Below are 16528 nucleotides of genomic sequence, written 5' to 3' on the forward strand. Positions count from 1 at the left end.
CTGCGGCTGGTCGCAAATATAAAAAAAGCCAGTGATAAACATATCGACTGGCCTTTTGCGTATCAGTGAATTGCCTTACCCTTTCTGGCTGGCAATCCAGCGGTCAATTTTTTGCTCTAGAATAGCCAGAGGAATACCGCCCGTATTCAGCACCTGCGCATGAAACTCGCGGATATCAAACTTTTCACCCAATGCTTTCTCTGCACGCGCGCGCAATTCTTGAATTTTTAGCGCCCCAACCTTATACGACAGAGCCTGTGAAGGTATGGCAATATAACGCTCTACTTCAGCAACCACTTCGGTGCGCGTCATACCTGAGTTTTCAAGCATAAAGTCAATGGCTTGCTCACGTGTCCAACCTTTCGCGTGAATACCTGTGTCAACCACAAGACGCATTGCGCGAAGCTGCTCGTCCTGAAGCGTACCGTAACGGTTCCATGGATCGTCAAAGAAGCCCATTTCGTAGCCCAAGGTCTCCGAATACAATGCCCATCCCTCACCAAAAGCGGGTAAGAAGCTAAAACGCATAAATGAAGGCAACGCTTCGTTTTCTTGTGCAAGACTCACTTGGAAATGGTGACCTGGAGCGCCCTCGTGAAGATACAGAGTAACGTTACCCGTGGTTAATCGACTTGGTAAATCGTACGCGTTAAAGTAGAACGTTCCCGGTCGAGAGCCGTCCGGCGTGCCAGGCTGATAAGAACCACCCGCACTAAACTGCTCTATAGCAGGGTCGTAAGGTTTTATTTCTAGCTCTGATTTAGGCAGTAAAGAGAAGTACTGGTCGATTTTTTTGTCAACCTCTTTGCCGATATCATAGTAGCTCTGCGTTAGGGCCTCACGGCTTTCAGGCTTGAACTTAGGATCAGTGCGCACGTAATCAAAGAATTCATTCAACGTACCTTCAAAACCTACTTCGTCTTTTATTTCAAGCATATCGTTTTTAATACGCTTAACTTCTTTAAGCCCCAAATTGTGAAGCTCATCTGGTGTCATAGGTAATGTCGTTGAACCTTCCACCATCAACTGATAAAGCTTTGCGCCGCCTTTCATATCACTAAGGCCAATACTTTCACGGGCAACGGGCAAATACTCGTCGCGAAGGAAATCACGCATACGCGTGGTTGCATCGTAAATCTCTTGCGTCGCTTTCTCATAGTCGGCGGTTAAACGGGCTTTTTCTTCGTCAGAAAAGCTTTCTGGGAACAGGGAGATTGGCCCCCAAAATTGCGACTCTTTAATCGGGATAGCCAGCTGAGTGTCAAACTGCTTGATCACGCGATCGATAGTCAGCTTAGTTTCAAGTACGCCAGTTTCCATGCCTTCGCGGAATTTTGCGATCGCTCGGTCAGAAATAGCGACGTAATCTTTATGGCGAGATAGGTTATTTTCGTAATCTTCTACCGTTTTAAACGGCGCGGCGCCCTTTCCGCTCGCAAATGTTGGGTAGAAAGTGTGAAAACCACTAAAGTGGTTTACAGGGCGCACTTCCGTTAGCGCTTCAATCTCGTCAGTGGACATTTTTAGCGAGCGCTCTTGATTGTATTTAAATACATCGTAGGCAAGCTTATCAGTTTCGCTCAATTGACTGCGGTCAATTTGTTTAAGCTCTGACAAATTAAGCAATGTTGCTGTCTTTCCAGCTAAAGCGTGGGAATCTGTTAAGAAGTCGCCCATTCTGTCAGCGTAACGCATATCGCCACGAAAAATGGCCATTATTGGGTTTAACTCGATATTGCGCTGGTCGGCTGCAGCAAACAACGCGAAAAGCTTGTCGTGTTCAGAAGTATTTTTTGCTGCCGACATGCTTTTTTTATGTTCTTGTTGCTCTGCATGATTATGGGCTAGTGCCGCTGCAGAACTTAGGCCTAATGCCATCGTTACTGCACTACTGACGAGCAGTGTTTTAAATGCTTTCATCTTTATTCCTTGTTTTATTGCCGCCATTTAGAAATAGAGGCGCTGTCGTTTTAATTCGTTATAGTTTTACTTATGATTTCGCGTAACGTGTACTATTTACCATCATGCAGTGTTTACACTTTTATGCGTTCTTTATTCATGCATTTAAGATGTGAAAACACAGCCTTATATTGGCGTGTTATTTGGTGCCGCCATCAGTGCCTGGCAGCTGAGCCATTTCTTTTCGCCAAGCTCTTTCATAAGCCTCACGGCTCAATAAACGCTGTGCAAGCGCTGAAACGTTTTCTAATTTACCGTCTAGTGTGATATCTAGCTTGCTCCCCTTTGCCCACGCCAAAATATGACCCGCGATAACGTCCGCCATGGTAAACATGTTACCGCACACAAAGTCTTTATCGCCAAGCATTGAAGAAAACACCGGAAGAACGCGCTTAAACTCCCAAACCGACACCTCGTGCATTGACGCGAGCCTTTGCTCTTTGGGCAATGCAAACGTGTGCTTTGCTAAATTCCAGATGGGCTGCTCTAACTCACAGGTAAGAAACAGCATCATTTCTTCGTACTTAGCACGCTGGAAACTACCCGGCTCTGGAATGAATTCATGCATACCATGTCTTTCAGCTAAAAAAGTAACAATTGCCGCTGATTCAGTAAGGGGACCTTCTGGTGTCACAAGCGCTGGAATTTTGGCCGCTGGACTTATCACCTTATATTCATCAGACAGATGCTGGCCCTGTTTCAAGTCGACCAACTTGTAGTCGTAAGGTAACCCAATCTCCTCCAACGCCCACGCTATACGTACCGAGCGCGTTTTCGGATAACCGTAAAGAGTATACATATCCCATCCTTATCTAAACCAGTGAGCGGTAACTTTAAGTCTAATAGGTAATAAGTGCTAGCGAGATATTGTTACTGAGTTTTAACGGTGCGTTTTAAGGAAGCCAGCTAAGGCAGAGACAACCAACTATTTTCCGCCAAATGTTGGCGGTTAGCGGTTGTTATTCTAGGCCTTTCTGCTTATCAAGTAAGGTGAAGACTCGCCTTTAATGAGCGATAATAAAAATGCTGGGAGGTGCCGCAGACGGATACATTCGTGTTCTCTCGATGTTAATGGGAACCAACGTTAGTCTGTAAAAACGTCTAGACAAAAAAACATTAAAAAAGAGCGGTATAGTACCGCTCTTTTTTTAAGACATGCTGAAAGAACTACGATCACAGACTATTTCAGCTTTTATTCAATTGATATTCCAACGTAATGTTGGCATTAAGCAGTTGAGACACTGGGCAATTCTGTTTTGCTTCCTGTGCAATTTCCTTAAACTTCTCTTCGGTAATTCCTTCAACCTTAGCATCGAGGCTTAGCGCCGACTGAGTAATTTCAAAGCCGTCATCGCTTTTCTCTAAAGAAATTTTGGCAGTTGTGTTGAGCTCACCATCATCGTACCCCGCATCCGATAGCGCAAATGAAAGCGCCATAGTAAAACAACTTGCGTGAGCCGCGCCTATGAGCTCTTCGGGGTTAGTTCCTTTTCCGTCTTCAAATCGCGTATTAAAACCGTAGGGCTGTTCAGATAGTGCGCCCGTTTCTGTTGAAACGCTTCCTTTACCATTTTTACCAAGGGGTTTGTACGCTGCACTGCCTGATTTCACTATAGACATATCATCTATCCTTATATTGTTACTAAACGTGTTTCGAGCGAAGCCATGAACGTTGCGCAAAGCAATTTTGTATTTCAGCACATTGCTTTGCACGAACCTGATTTAGACCATCTGTGACTACGCAAAAAAATTCATTATTAGGTAGTACCAATCAATGCAAGTGCTCTGCCGACCCTATGATTTTCCTCTACCCCTTATCTAGCAGGCTTTTTGAAACAACATGTTCAACATTGCATGTCGCCACGCAGGTAAATGCATATTAAGAGTACACAGTAAAATGAAAAATTTACGTGATACCTTTCCTTGCGCCTCAGTTAGAAAAACGTCGCTAAAACATGTTTACCTATAAGAACCGTGTGCTTACCTATAAGAACCGTGTGCTTACCTATAAGAGCCGTGTGCTTAGATGAAATTATTCTCACCTTAAACCGTTCTTTATTACTGAATCGTACAAGTTCATTAAACGAGAGAGTTGGTTTGCGTCGTGACAATTTCTCTTTATTAGTGACGAAAGCCCTCTACTACAGCATTGAAGGTAAACAATGAAATCTACTGTATCTGGATTACTCTTGAGCGCGGTGCTAAGCGCCGCGGCATTTACACCGGTGGCAAATGCCGATGAAGCAGTTTTAGCGGGAGGGTGCTTCTGGTGCATGGAGTCTGATTTTGAAAAATTAGAGGGGGTTACTGATGTGGTGTCAGGGTTCACAGGCGGTATCGCGCCTAACCCTACCTACAACGGAAATCATGAAGGACACTACGAAGCGGTTAAAATAACCTATGATGAAACCAAACTCTCGTACCGAGATATCCTTGCTCATTTCTGGGTTAATATTGACCCCTTTGACGCCCGCGGCCAATTTTGCGACAAAGGTCCAAGCTATTTAAGCGCTATATTTGTTGCTAATGACCAAGAACGCACATTAGCGAGAGAGACAAAAGCCGCTGTTCAAGCCCAATTTCCAAATAAAGAAGTGGTTACACCTATTCTTGACGCATCTGCCTTTTATCCTATCAAGGGCGATGAAATAGGCCATCAAGACTTCTATAAGAAAAGCCCTGTACGCTATAAATTCTATCGATGGAACTGTGGCCGTGACCAGCGTTTAAAAGAAATTTGGGGCGATAAAGCGTTGGGTAAGAAAAAAACTTAAGCCAACAATACGAACGCTAAACCAAACGATAACACACCGCAGAACACCGGCAGCCCCAAGCTTCTATATTTGCGCCAGACAAGGGCTGTCACGAAAGCGCCAACGGCTGTTGCTACCCAACTAGCACCCGATGGCGCTTTTGGAATCAGTGACGCCCCCAACATGGCAGCGATCATTAGGGGGCCCAGTACACTTAACCACGTAGGTAAACGCGCTTCGGTATTGTCAGCCTTGTGCTTATTGAAATGACGTTGTGTCCACAACAGTGGGCCTACGCGCAACGCGTATGTGCCAATAGCTGCAACGGTTATCGCAATCCAGGTTTCAGTTTGCATGGGATTGCTTCCTTTCAATATGGGATGTGAGCACATAAAACGTTAGTGCACCGCACAATGCGGCAAAAGGAATAGCTGCGTTTTTAAAAGGACCAAGGGCAATAACTAGCGCCATTGTTATAGTAACCAGTAAGGTTGCGCACCAGCGTTTGTTTGAAAACTTGGGAGCCAATAACACAAGAAAAAGTGCAGGCAAGGCAAAAGGCATCACACTATCAAGTACTGGCCATTGTTGTGTAAGAGACTCGCCCGCTACTCCCCCAATTGCAGTTCCCAGTATCCAGCTGAGCCATGCCACCATTGATACGCCTTTAAACCATTCAACTTTTTTCGAATCATCCAGCTGAGGCAAGCGCGTGTGAGCAAGCGCAAAAATCTGGTCTGTAAGGCCATGCATTAAATACGGCCACGCTTTGCTTTGCGTTAAATAAGGAACTAGATTGGGGCCGTATACTACATGACGAACGTTGACTAACAAGTTCATACACACGGCAAGCCACAGTGGTGAGCCTGCTGCCACCATAGCAACGAGTAAAAACTGTGAAGCACCTGCGTAGATAAATACGGAAATTAGCGTTGCTTCTAGTGTTGAAAAGCCAGCTTGAACCGCAATAACGCCGAATGAAATGGCAACGGGAATATAACCACCGAGCAACGGCAAGCCATCAATGACGCCTTGTTTTAAACCGCTGTTATTTGAAGCACGACTCATTTCTTTGCCTCTTTGTGATAAACGATAGTAATTAGACAGGTCGCCCATGCGTCTCGCGTTTGGTAGATGTGAGGCAAATCAGCGCTAAATACTGCGCTTTGACCCGGATGCAATAAATGCGTATTACCTACATTTCCTGCTTCTAGCGCGCCGCTCACCACCGTAATTGTCTCTTCTGTTCCTGTAGCATGAGCTTCAGCTTCTCTAAGTGTGTTTGGGGCAACTGACATCCAATACGCATCCACATTTGGCACCCCTTGCCCTTGTTCAATTAAACGGACTTCGACCCCCTTCTCTCCAACACTTGCACTAAGTGGCTGTACAAGTTGACCGAATGGTACGTCTAGTTGTTTGGCTAACCGCCAAATGGTATCTAACGTCGGGTTGCCATTACCCTGCTCTAACCTAGAGAGATTCGACTTGGCGATGCCGGCCCCGGCCGCCAACTGCGACAGAGAGACGCCTTTATCTAGTCTTAATTTCTGTAAGTGCCGACCTAGAATATTAAGCGTTGATTGATTCACAGTTTACCAACGTGATTTTGTTCCATTTAACGAACGTTCTATATATTGAACACCATGAAGTCAAGCGTTTTGTGGTCATGTCGAGATTAGGGCTGTAGTGATAGATAGGTTCATGGCGACTATGCTTTAGGAGAATGTTAATAAGTAACTGAGGAAAAAAACTGCAGCAGCAAAAAATTACGCACATAAAACAACCACTTTGGTTTTTTGAAAATCTCAACGCATCGTAGTAAGCGGCATCACCCAACCAATTAATTAACAAAAACAAAACATTCAAGTCGTTGAATTGAATAAGAAATCTCACCAGCAACCGTTACTTTGATGGTTTAACAATGCTACGATCTTACCTGTTAAACAAAAACGAATAGCACAAGCGTGTGAGCCTTCATCTTCAACAGAGGAACTCTTCTTTGTACGAAAGATGTAAGGTCATATTGCCACTTCAAATGCGGGGAAATGGCAAAACCTATGTTTGGCTTGCTTTCGTGTATCGACGTGTTGTCAGTCTGCCGAGTACAAACAGTGATTGGGCAGCGTAATAGTAAGAAACTGAAGGAACAAAAGGCACTTTATGGCAAATCAAACTGACAAGAAGACGTCTAATCACTCGACTCCTCACCCTATATCTGCAAATGGTGAATATTCGCTGGCCACCATTACGTTCTGGCTCGCTTTCGGAACCTTTGTAATAGGCTGCAGTGAATTTGCAGCAATGGGCTTATTGCCCTACTTCGCTGAGGATTTTGGCATTACTGAAAATGTGGCAGGTCACGCGATAAGTGCCTATGCCATTGGCGTTGTAGTAGGCGCGCCACTTATTACTATTTTATTTTCTCGACTTGCTCAACGTACCATGCTTATTTCTATGATGGTATTTTATGCCGTTGGAAATCTGTTAACAGCCATTGCATGGTCAGAATGGGCAATGAATGTAGCCCGCTTTATTGCTGGTCTTCCACATGGTGCTTATTTCGGTATCGCCATGCTTTTTGCGGCCGACATTGCCGGTAAGAACAAACGAGCTCAAGCCGTCAGCAACGTTATTTTAGGCTTGGCTATTGCCAATATCATTGGTGTGCCGTCAATTAGCGGTATTGGGCAACTGTTCGGATGGCGAACGGGCTTTTTTATCATTTCAGCCTTCGCAATGGTTACTGCATTAATGGTATGGAAAACCGCACCATACCGTGGGCCTAATCCCGATGCCAAGCCGCTTACCGAGCTTAAAGCTCTGAAAAACAAAGATGTGCTGCTGGTATTACTCATGGGCGCAATCGGCTTTGGGGGTATGTTCTCAGTATATTCTTACTTCAGCGCTTCGTACCTTAATACGACCTCGGCGCCTGAATGGGGCATCTCGGCCACGTTACTGGTTTACGGTATTGGCGTGACCTTAGGTAACATTATTGCTGGTCGCTATTCAGAAGGCCGCCTTTTAACCTCTGCCCTTGCTTTTCAAGTATTGCTGGGCTTGTCGGCCGCGGCGTATGCAGCTTCCATGGGCAATCCTTATCTAATGGCGGCATCGCTGTTTTTCATAGGTATCGGTGGCGGCATGGTGGTACCACTGCAAACCCGTTTAATGGACGTGGCTGGGGAGGCGCAAACCTTAGCAGGCGCAATGAACCATGCCGCGTTTAATACTGCTAATGCATTAGGTCCGTGGCTGGCTGGAATAACATTATCTGCTGGATATGGTTATACTTCAACGGGCTGGGTAGGGCTTGCCTTAGCTGGCGGTGGTGTGCTGGTATGGACGGCAATTGTTTTATCTACCCAAGCTACCCGCCTGCAAACAGCTTCAGTATCTGAGTAATTAACTGCGCTGTGCTGACAGATATTTTTGTCAGCACAGCGTGTCCAAGATAATTAAGATATTTGGCTGCCATTCTCTGGCAGACTGAAAAAACGCTCCTGTTTATAAGGCTGAACGAAAACAAAAGGTAAACGTTTTTGTCTGCCAAATGTCCTTTCGTCAACTCTCAACAGAAAAAGACTCTGATTGCGTTGGTTCAAACTGAGTCAACCAGAATGAAATTAGCCTTCCCTGACCCTTTCCCCTCTTTTATCTAAACGTCTTGGGTCGCCGCTCTTATACCATTATTCCGTATGGATAATTACCCACTCAGCGAGAGTTAAAATGTTCGTAATCGCGGCGCGTTACCGCAGGTATAGTGGTTCTACATCAAGGTGACACAACAAAGAGTACGGACATTTAAAACTCGCCCTTCGGGAAGATCTGGCAAGCTTCCTAGCTTCATTCTGGGAATTTGAAAGGCAACAGCCATTCCTGCATTCCCACGCTTCGCTAGGAAACTTGCCAGCACCTTCTGGGTGGGCAATTATCCATGCGGACTGGTATTACTGCGATCTTTGAAAAAAATGCGTTAGAAGCGCTGCGATTTCGGAAAAAAACCTCACGCTAACATAAAATTAACTTAAATTTTTCTTTCAATTTAAAATTTATTGGCTATAACTTAGTGTTGAGTGATCATCAGACCATTAAAATAATAAATAAAAAGCGAAAAGCGCGCGCATGAGAACTCACTTCCAGTCCTATCAATAAGAGAAAAATACATGAGCAAACCAACACTTACCTTGAGTTTAGCGTCAATTGTAAGCGCTTCCATTCTTTTAAGTGGGTGCCAAAACGATGACGAAGCTATCGGCGGCCAGCTTGAAAATCCTCCTCCTCCAACCTCAGCTAATTTCGAGCTGGTGTGGGCTGATGAATTCGACGGCGCCAGTGTAGACACGACCAAATGGGAGATTCAAACAGGGGACGGCTCTTCAGTTGGTTTGCCTCCTGGCTGGGGAAACAATGAACTACAGTATTACACTGCTGACAATATCTCGGTAGCAGACGGAACGTTGGTCATTGAAGCGCGTGTTGGTGACTCCCCAGATCCTAATTTTAATTACACCTCAGGTCGCATGCGAACCCAGGGCTTATTCGATTTTACATATGGAAGAATAGAAGCAAGTATTCAAGTTCCTGAAGGTGTGGGACTGTGGGCGGCATTCTGGACCTTGGGGAGCGACCCATCGCCCTTCGGCGAATGGGCCGCGCGCGGTGAAATCGATGTTATGGAGAGTTTTGGTCAAGCTACGCCTTTTGTAGCCGGCACCGCACACTTCGGTCAGCGATTCCCACTCAATGTTAGCGCGTCAAAAACCTACGATATCGATCCTACAGACGGGTTCCACCAATATGCCGTTGAATGGGACTCACAGCGTATTCGCTGGTTTGTTGACGGTGACCATTATTTCACGGTTAGCCGAGACACGTACTGGAATTACTATTTTAAAAACCAAATGGAAGGTTTTTTATCTGGTGAAAATGATGCGCCATTCAATGAAAATCAACACCTGATAGTTAACTTGGCCGTTGGTGGTAACCCCGCTGGTATGCCTAATCCAAATGACGCAGACGTATTTCCTGGACAGCTGCTCGTCGACTACATCCGCGTTTATCAATGCCCCCTCCCTCCTGTCAATGACGGCTTAGGCTGTGAAAACAGTATCGATGAGGTTGATCCATTTGTTATTACTCAAGGTGGCGACGGTACACCTCCTCCGCAAGATGTAGTCATTAACACGTTTACGCTTTATGACGATGCGCCGGGTGTATTATTCAGCGGCACTAACAGTGAACGTCCACTGGGCATTGGTGTTTTTGACAACGATGGCGCTCTTACTGTCGCAGAAGTAGAAGACACCGACACAACGCGAGGAACGGTACTTGAGATTACCACCAGCGGCGGCGGCAACATTCAAATCAATGACCCCGAAGGCAACACCTTCGAACTCTTCGGCATGGGTAGAGCTGACAATAATGAGTTTTATGGTGGCGAATTGAAATTTGATGTGTATATCGACAGCAGCCAGACGCAAGCCACAGCGCTTCAGGTAGGCGTTGACAGCGGCTTCCCAGATATCGGATTTACTCAAGTGCAGCTTGCTAACCTGCCCTCTGACGAATGGACGTCAGTGTCACTGGCACTAAGTGACGTCATCCAGAGCAACATAGGTGCGTTTGGTGGCGGCCCGATGAATGTAGAGGAAGTCGTAAACCTTATCGTACTTGAACCGGTTGGTGGTGCCGCCAAGATGCGCTTTGACAACATTGAGCTTGTATGCGGAACTCCACAGACTGAGCCCTGTGGTATTGTGCGTATCACAACTGTGCCACAAAACGTGTTCATCGATGAGATCGACCTTTTCTGGACCTTTGGTATAGGCGCTGTTGACAGTGGTTCTGGCTTTGAAACTTACACAGACGGAAGTAATCCCGACGGCGTCAATAAAATAGAATGGGAAATAACCACCAGCGACGATGCAGTGCGCGACCAGGTAATCGATATCACCTTCAATGGCGATGGAGAAAATGGTGTGTGGTTTATCGCAACCGATCCTCAGAACTTAGCTGGGTATAATAACGGTGCGGTGGTGTTTGATTTGTTTGTGTCCGATTTTGGTAGCGACACCAACACAATTACCATGCAAATTGATTGTGTATTCCCTTGTACCAGTGGACCACAAGATTTAGGCCGGCCTGCTGATGGTGAGTGGCAAGAAATTGAAATCCCTCTTAATCAACTGATAAACGCTGGACTCAACACCACAACCGTCAGCGCAGGCTTGGTACTTTCTGTGACGGATGTTAATGCTACCACGACCTTTACCATCGACAATGTACGCTGGGAACCGTTTACGGATATCGTCGAGGAAGAAGTACTTCCACTGAGTTTCTTTGCAGACTTTGAAGGTGTAGATCCAGCAGCAACTGCATTAGGTAATAACTGGAAGAGTTTCGGTTCTGTGTTCACCGCTGATGGAAGCTTTGTCTACAACTATGGCGCCCCCTTTGGCACGCCGCTCAACAGCAACAGCTTCGCCAATATAGCAGTAGGACAAGGTGGTGCCGCACAAGGTGAACAACAGCTTATCTTGTTCAACGACTACAACAACGGCGACCATGGCAACGGTTTGTTTATTGAAGCTGCAACGTTCCAGCAGTTTAATTTAGTCGCGGACGACGCTGGCACTTACACCTTTACATTCGATGCAAGAGTTCCGAATGAAGGAGCAATTGCAGACCCAACTATCGCTACTGCCTATGTGCAAACGTTAGATCCCAGCAACGGGTTCTCAACGACTGCACGGGTAGAAATTGACCTTTCCACCATATCCAGTACTGACTGGCAAACGTACAGCGTTAACTTTGACATAACGGATGCGATGGCTGGTCAACTATTAGAGTTTGGCTTTACCTCTAGAACGACTAACTTTGCTCCTTCAGCCATTATTGTTGATAACGTCGATTTTGACAGAGCACAACCTGGAGTGTTTTACGAGACTGACTTTGAAGCTGGCGATGCTGGTGCAGGAGAAATTGGAGATGGGTGGCTTAGCTTCGCGGCAGTCTTTGCGGACGGAAACTTTGCCTACAGCTACGGTCCGTTTCCAGCACCGAACAACACTGGTGGCTTTACGAGCTACGCCACCGGCGAAGCTGGTGAAGCGCAAGGCACTCAATATTTAAATGTCTTTAGTGATTACAACAACGGTGACCATGCCAATGGTTTAGTGATAGAAGCAGCGAGCTTCCAAGAGACCATATTCAGTGCATCTGATGCCGGCAGCTATACCTTTTCGTTTGACGCTAAAGCCCCGTTTGAAGGCGGCATCGCCGCACCGACCACGGCCTATGCCTACATCAGGGTGTTAGATCCTAATAATGGGTTTGCATCGAGTGTGGACGTGAGAGTGGATTTGAGTGCGGTAAGTAACACTGAATGGGCGCGCTACACTGTTGAGGCTACACTGGACGAGAGTTTAGATGGTCAAATCCTTCAGTTTGGTTTTTCAAATTCAGCTACTGGCTACAACCCTAGCGGTGTCTTCTACGACAACGTTAATTTTTCAATAGTTGAATAGGGAGGGTCAAAAATGAAACGTTTTAACCGAGATTTTAATGACATGCCAACAATTACAACATCGGTCTGTACAGGACACCTTATGAAACTATTTGGACACTGTATCTTGGCTTCTTCCATCATCTTTGGCGCTGCATCGGCGATTGCTCAAGAAGTAGAAAAAACCGAGGAAGAAAAAGAAGCTGACCTAGAACGCATAGTAGTAACCGTGGAACGCCGTTCCCAAGACATTCAAGACTTAGGGGGAACCGCATTTGCGTTTTCAGGTGAGGACTTGAAAGCGCAAGGTATCCAAGATATCACCGATATTTCTGAATCGATTCCCGGTTTAGAAATCGGTAATAATCAAGGTAACGTAGAGGTATGGATCCGCGGTATAGGTAGCTCTAACAATACTGAGCTTGGCGATCCCGCGGCGGCGACACACTTAGATGGTGTATACATACCGCGCCCATCTGGTATAGGCTCAGCGTTTTTCGATATATCCCGCGTAGAGGTAAACGTGGGCCCACAGGGAACATTGCGCGGAAGAAACGCGACCGCAGGTTCTGTCAATATCATTCCGTGGCGCCCCGCGATAGGTCAATGGAACGGCAGTGCAGAAGTTGAGTTCGGTAACTACAATCATCGAACTATAACGGGAGCGCTCAATATTCCCGTTAACGACGTATTAGCCTTTCGTGTCGCCGGTATCAAAACCGACCATGATTCCTACTACAATGATGTTGGGCCCCTTGACCTTGAATTGGCTGAGGCGGCTGACAACCTAGGCTTGAGATTTCAAGCGCTTTATGAGCCAAACGACGATTTAAGCATTTACTTATCTTACGATTTTGCAAGAGAACAAGGCACTGGTTACACGGGCACAAACTACGCCTTACCTCTTGGACTTGGTATAGACCCTGACACTATTGAAGATCCTCGTGATGTGGTGGGCCGGGGTTTTTCTCCTATTCAAGATACTATTCATGACGGCTTCAAGATTGAAATAACCTACGATTTAGGAGACGTTAAACTGGAATATAACGGAAGTTATCGTGATCTAATCTACGACTATCAAGCGGCTACACCGTTGTCACCGGACTTCCCAGGCGTGTTCGACGCACTCGCACCATTAGATCAAGCACTCGACGACTTTTCTCGCTTTCAGTTCTTAACTGATTCTGAGTCAATTATTCATGAATTGCGCTTATTGTCTGATGATGATGCTAGCCGACTTACCTATACTGCCGGTATTTTCCTGTTTGATGAACGCCAACAAACGTTCTTAGCATCGGCAGGCGACCGCGGCGGCTTTTTCCAAGGCGCGGAGTTCAACCAGCCAAATACCGACACGGATTCATTTTCGATTTACGGCGACGCCACGTATGAATTCAGTGCTGATACGCGTCTAACCCTAGGTTTACGCTATACAAAAGATACTAAGACACGTCAGGGGGTAAATGCACGCTACGCGTTTGCACTCGGTGGTTTCGATGTTAACACAGGGAACCCATTTGGATGTTGTATGGGCGCCAGGGTAGGTACTGAAGGCTTCTAGTTCGCTGGTTTTGGACGCTCTATTTACGATCCAGACCAAAACGGTGATGGGAATGTTTCTGACGAAGAGTTCTTAGCATTCTACTTCGACGGTATCGCCCAATTCGGGGACAGAGATACTCTTGACGATATTTTTGCCAATGGCGTTACCCAAGGCGGCGCAGAAAACCGCCCTGCATGTTCTGACAGTGACGTCACTGATGGACTGATATGTAATGAGGATGGCACACACTCCTTTGCCGTGCCTATATCTCCCAACAATTCAATAACAGTGCAAGACGGCCGTATTGACAACGAATTTGTTGACTGGCGTATCAGACTAGAGCATGACCTGAACAATGACCAATTGCTATACGGTCTAATTGCTACGGGCCACAAATCAGGTGGATTTAACGATACATTCAGCGACCCTACAACGGGTTTAACGCTGGCGCCAACGTACCAAGAGGAGAGCGTCACGTTGTTCGAGGTTGGCTCTAAGAATGAGTTCGACCTTGGTGACATACCTACCACCTTTAACTTCTCTGCATTTTATAACGATTATCGCGACCAAGTGTTCACCAACCTGCTGTCTGTTGAGCAAGCTTTAGAGTTCAACTCTGGTGCGCCAGTTGACCCGCTTGACGCAACACCGGGCGCTTTGGTTGTGTCGTTTAGCTTTAATGCCGCCGACTCTGCGATTTACGGCATGCAGTTTGATGGCAAGTTTGAACTTCCATACGACATTAACTTCAACTGGACTGCACTATGGTTAGAAGCAGAAATTGAGAACAGCCAAGAAATACAGGACTCACGTTTTCAGGCTGACGTGGCGCCAGATGAAGCGGTATTCCAGTCTATTGACGGTAACCGCCTGCCGCGAACGCCACGCTTTCAGCTAAATGCGTCATTAAGCCAGATTTTTGATGTAGGTAGCGGAACACTCGACTATGTCATTTCAACAGGTTGGCGCGATTCGCAGTTTTTAACCATATTCAACAGTATTGATTACCAGAACCCTGATAATCCTCGCCGAAGATTAGACGATTCTGTAGATGCATATTGGACGGTGGACGCAGGTATGGGTTACACCCATGGCGATGGTGCGCTTCGTGTTGAAGCCTTCGCCAACAACCTGTTTGACGAAGTGCGAACTGCTGCGACAATCATTACCCAATTCGATAACACGCGATTTTTCACGCGCCCAAGAACATTTGGCGTGCGTGTAAGATACACCTATTAGGAAATTGATAAACAGCGAATAATAAACGCACGTTTTTTTGAACTAAGCGAAATCAGCGCGCATACAAACCGTTAGGAGTATGCGCGTTCTCTTTTTTAATTACTCTCAAACGTATTCATTTTGCTGTTTTTTAGGCGTTAATATGATTAAAGGAGAATAATATGCAACGTTTCCCCATCATTGGAAGTCTGCTTTTTATATTCACCATGTTATCTGGCGGCCAAACAGCCGCAAAACCCGTTCACGTAGAAGTGAGTAAACTCCCTGACGGAAGTTATACCTTGTTGCGCGATGGTAAACCGTACCGTGTTAAAGGTGCCGGTGTAGATGGTGCCGACCTTGCCACACTGGCTGCACACGGTGCTAACTCTATTCGAACGTGGTCAATAGATGGCGGCGCAATGCCCGCTAAAGCATTGTTAGACAAAGCCCATGAGCTTGGCATGACCGTTTCTTTAGGGATTGATTTTGCTCGAGAGCGGCATGGCTTTGATTACAACGATAAACAGGCTATCGCGGCACAACTTGAAAAGGTGAAAGCCAGCGTTCTTGCTCATAAAGACCATCCTGCCCTACTCACCTGGTTTATTGGCAATGAGTTAAACTTTGATTTTACCAACCCCAAAGTATACGACGCGGTTAATGAAGCAGCGGAGTTGATCAAATCCATCGACCCGCACCACCCAACCACTACCACCATTGCCGGGTTTGATAAAAAAGCCATGGACGCAGTGACGACCCGCGCCACGGCGCTCGATTTTGTCAGTTTTCAACTTTATGCCGACGTAGTCAACTTACCTAAATACATTGAGAAGTACGGCTATAAAGGGCCTTACATGATTACTGAATGGGGCGCTGTAGGTCACTGGGAAGTGTATAAAACAAAATGGGGCGCGCCCGTTGAAACGACCAGTTCAGAAAAGGCTAGCAACTATGCGAAAAGCTTCGTAAAGGCAATCGAGCCTCAAGCTAGGCAACTTATTGGCAATTATGTTTTTCTTTGGGGGCAAAAACAAGAACGCACAAGTACATGGTACGGCATGTTTCTCGATTCAGGCGAACGCACCGAAGCAGTAGATGTTATGCACTACGTTTGGAAAGGAAAATGGCCCGAAAACCGAACGCCTAGAGTAAGTCCTATTGGACTTGACGATAAAGTAGCGTTCGATAACGTTTTTCTGTTTTCCGGTGATAGTTACGAGGCGACGCTCAATGCCGTTGATCCCGATGGAGATCCACTGCAATTTAGGTGGGAGGTTAGGAAAGAATCAACAGCGACAGAAGTTGGCGGCGACCGTGAAGTGGTGCCAGAAGAAGTAACAGGGCTTATTAAGAACCCCGAGGCCCAAAAAATAACACTCTTGGCTCCTAATGAACCGGGCGCTTATCGTTTGTATGCATTCGTTTATGATGGAAAAGGAAATGCCGCACATGCGAACTTTCCCTTCTTCGTAAAATAACGTACCCCCTACCTATAAAACGTTATTACTCGCCTTACGCATCATGATCATATCCCGATGTTTC

General features: G+C 46.2%; 13 protein-coding genes. 6 read left to right on the forward strand and 7 right to left on the reverse strand.

Annotated features, from left to right (window positions below; translation table 11 throughout):
* Positions 1-75: 75 nt before the first annotated feature.
* From GVO63_RS01550 to GVO63_RS01560, 3 genes are all read right to left on the reverse strand, one after another.
* On the reverse strand, positions 76-1920 hold the full coding sequence (locus tag GVO63_RS01550; protein WP_159577852.1) for a DUF885 family protein: 1845 nt from the start codon (positions 1918-1920) through the stop codon (positions 76-78).
* A 178-nt stretch (positions 1921-2098) separates the two neighbouring features.
* Positions 2099-2758: a glutathione S-transferase family protein gene (locus GVO63_RS01555; RefSeq protein WP_159577853.1), complete on the reverse strand. Its 660-nt coding sequence runs from the start codon at positions 2756-2758 to the stop codon at positions 2099-2101.
* Between the two features lie 386 nt (positions 2759-3144).
* A complete protein-coding gene (locus GVO63_RS01560) occupies positions 3145-3579 on the reverse strand; it encodes an OsmC family protein (RefSeq protein WP_159577854.1) in 435 nt (144 codons plus the stop codon).
* 542 nt (positions 3580-4121) lie between these two features.
* Between GVO63_RS01560 and msrA the strand changes: the two genes are divergently transcribed.
* A complete protein-coding gene (gene msrA, locus GVO63_RS01565) occupies positions 4122-4733 on the forward strand; it encodes a peptide-methionine (S)-S-oxide reductase MsrA (protein ID WP_159577855.1) in 612 nt (203 codons plus the stop codon).
* On the opposite strand, the gene GVO63_RS01570 is transcribed toward msrA, so the two are convergent.
* From GVO63_RS01570 to GVO63_RS01580, 3 genes are read right to left on the reverse strand one after another with little or no spacing between them, the layout of a single operon-like run.
* Positions 4730-5068, reverse strand: coding sequence for an AzlD domain-containing protein (locus GVO63_RS01570; protein ID WP_159577856.1), 339 nt, complete (start codon positions 5066-5068; stop codon positions 4730-4732). The genes msrA and GVO63_RS01570 overlap by 4 nt on opposite strands.
* Positions 5058-5780 (reverse strand): AzlC family ABC transporter permease, encoded by a 723-nt coding sequence (locus GVO63_RS01575; protein ID WP_159577857.1) that lies wholly within the window; start codon positions 5778-5780, stop codon positions 5058-5060. The genes GVO63_RS01570 and GVO63_RS01575 overlap by 11 nt, the downstream gene beginning before the upstream one ends.
* Positions 5777-6304, reverse strand: coding sequence for a helix-turn-helix domain-containing protein (locus GVO63_RS01580; protein ID WP_159577858.1), 528 nt, complete (start codon positions 6302-6304; stop codon positions 5777-5779). The genes GVO63_RS01575 and GVO63_RS01580 overlap by 4 nt, the downstream gene beginning before the upstream one ends.
* A gap of 571 nt (positions 6305-6875) precedes the next feature.
* On the opposite strand from GVO63_RS01580, the gene GVO63_RS01585 reads away from it, so the two are divergent.
* From GVO63_RS01585 to GVO63_RS01595, 3 genes are all read left to right on the forward strand, one after another.
* Positions 6876-8120, forward strand: coding sequence for an MFS transporter (locus GVO63_RS01585; RefSeq protein WP_159577859.1), 1245 nt, complete (start codon positions 6876-6878; stop codon positions 8118-8120).
* Between the two features lie 761 nt (positions 8121-8881).
* Positions 8882-12244 carry a glycoside hydrolase family 16 protein gene (locus GVO63_RS01590; RefSeq protein WP_159577860.1) on the forward strand — a complete coding sequence of 1121 codons (3363 nt, stop codon included), beginning with the start codon at positions 8882-8884 and terminating at the stop codon, positions 12242-12244.
* Positions 12245-12256: 12 nt separating this feature from the next.
* On the forward strand, positions 12257-13783 hold the full coding sequence (locus tag GVO63_RS01595; protein WP_159577861.1) for a TonB-dependent receptor: 1527 nt from the start codon (positions 12257-12259) through the stop codon (positions 13781-13783).
* A gap of 80 nt (positions 13784-13863) precedes the next feature.
* On the opposite strand, the gene GVO63_RS01600 is transcribed toward GVO63_RS01595, so the two are convergent.
* The gene (locus tag GVO63_RS01600; RefSeq protein ID WP_159577862.1) at positions 13864-14010 is read right to left on the reverse strand and encodes a hypothetical protein; all 147 of its coding nucleotides are present in this window, start codon (positions 14008-14010) and stop codon (positions 13864-13866) included.
* A 13-nt stretch (positions 14011-14023) separates the two neighbouring features.
* On the opposite strand from GVO63_RS01600, the gene GVO63_RS01605 reads away from it, so the two are divergent.
* The gene (locus GVO63_RS01605; RefSeq protein WP_159577863.1) at positions 14024-15004 is read left to right on the forward strand and encodes a hypothetical protein; all 981 of its coding nucleotides are present in this window, start codon (positions 14024-14026) and stop codon (positions 15002-15004) included.
* 161 nt (positions 15005-15165) lie between these two features.
* Positions 15166-16464, forward strand: coding sequence for a glycoside hydrolase family 2 TIM barrel-domain containing protein (locus tag GVO63_RS01610; RefSeq protein WP_159577864.1), 1299 nt, complete (start codon positions 15166-15168; stop codon positions 16462-16464).
* The last annotated feature ends 64 nt before the right edge of the window (positions 16465-16528 follow it).

Source organism: Alteromonas sp. KUL106, assembly GCF_009811415.1.
Taxonomy (GTDB): domain Bacteria; phylum Pseudomonadota; class Gammaproteobacteria; order Enterobacterales; family Alteromonadaceae; genus Alteromonas.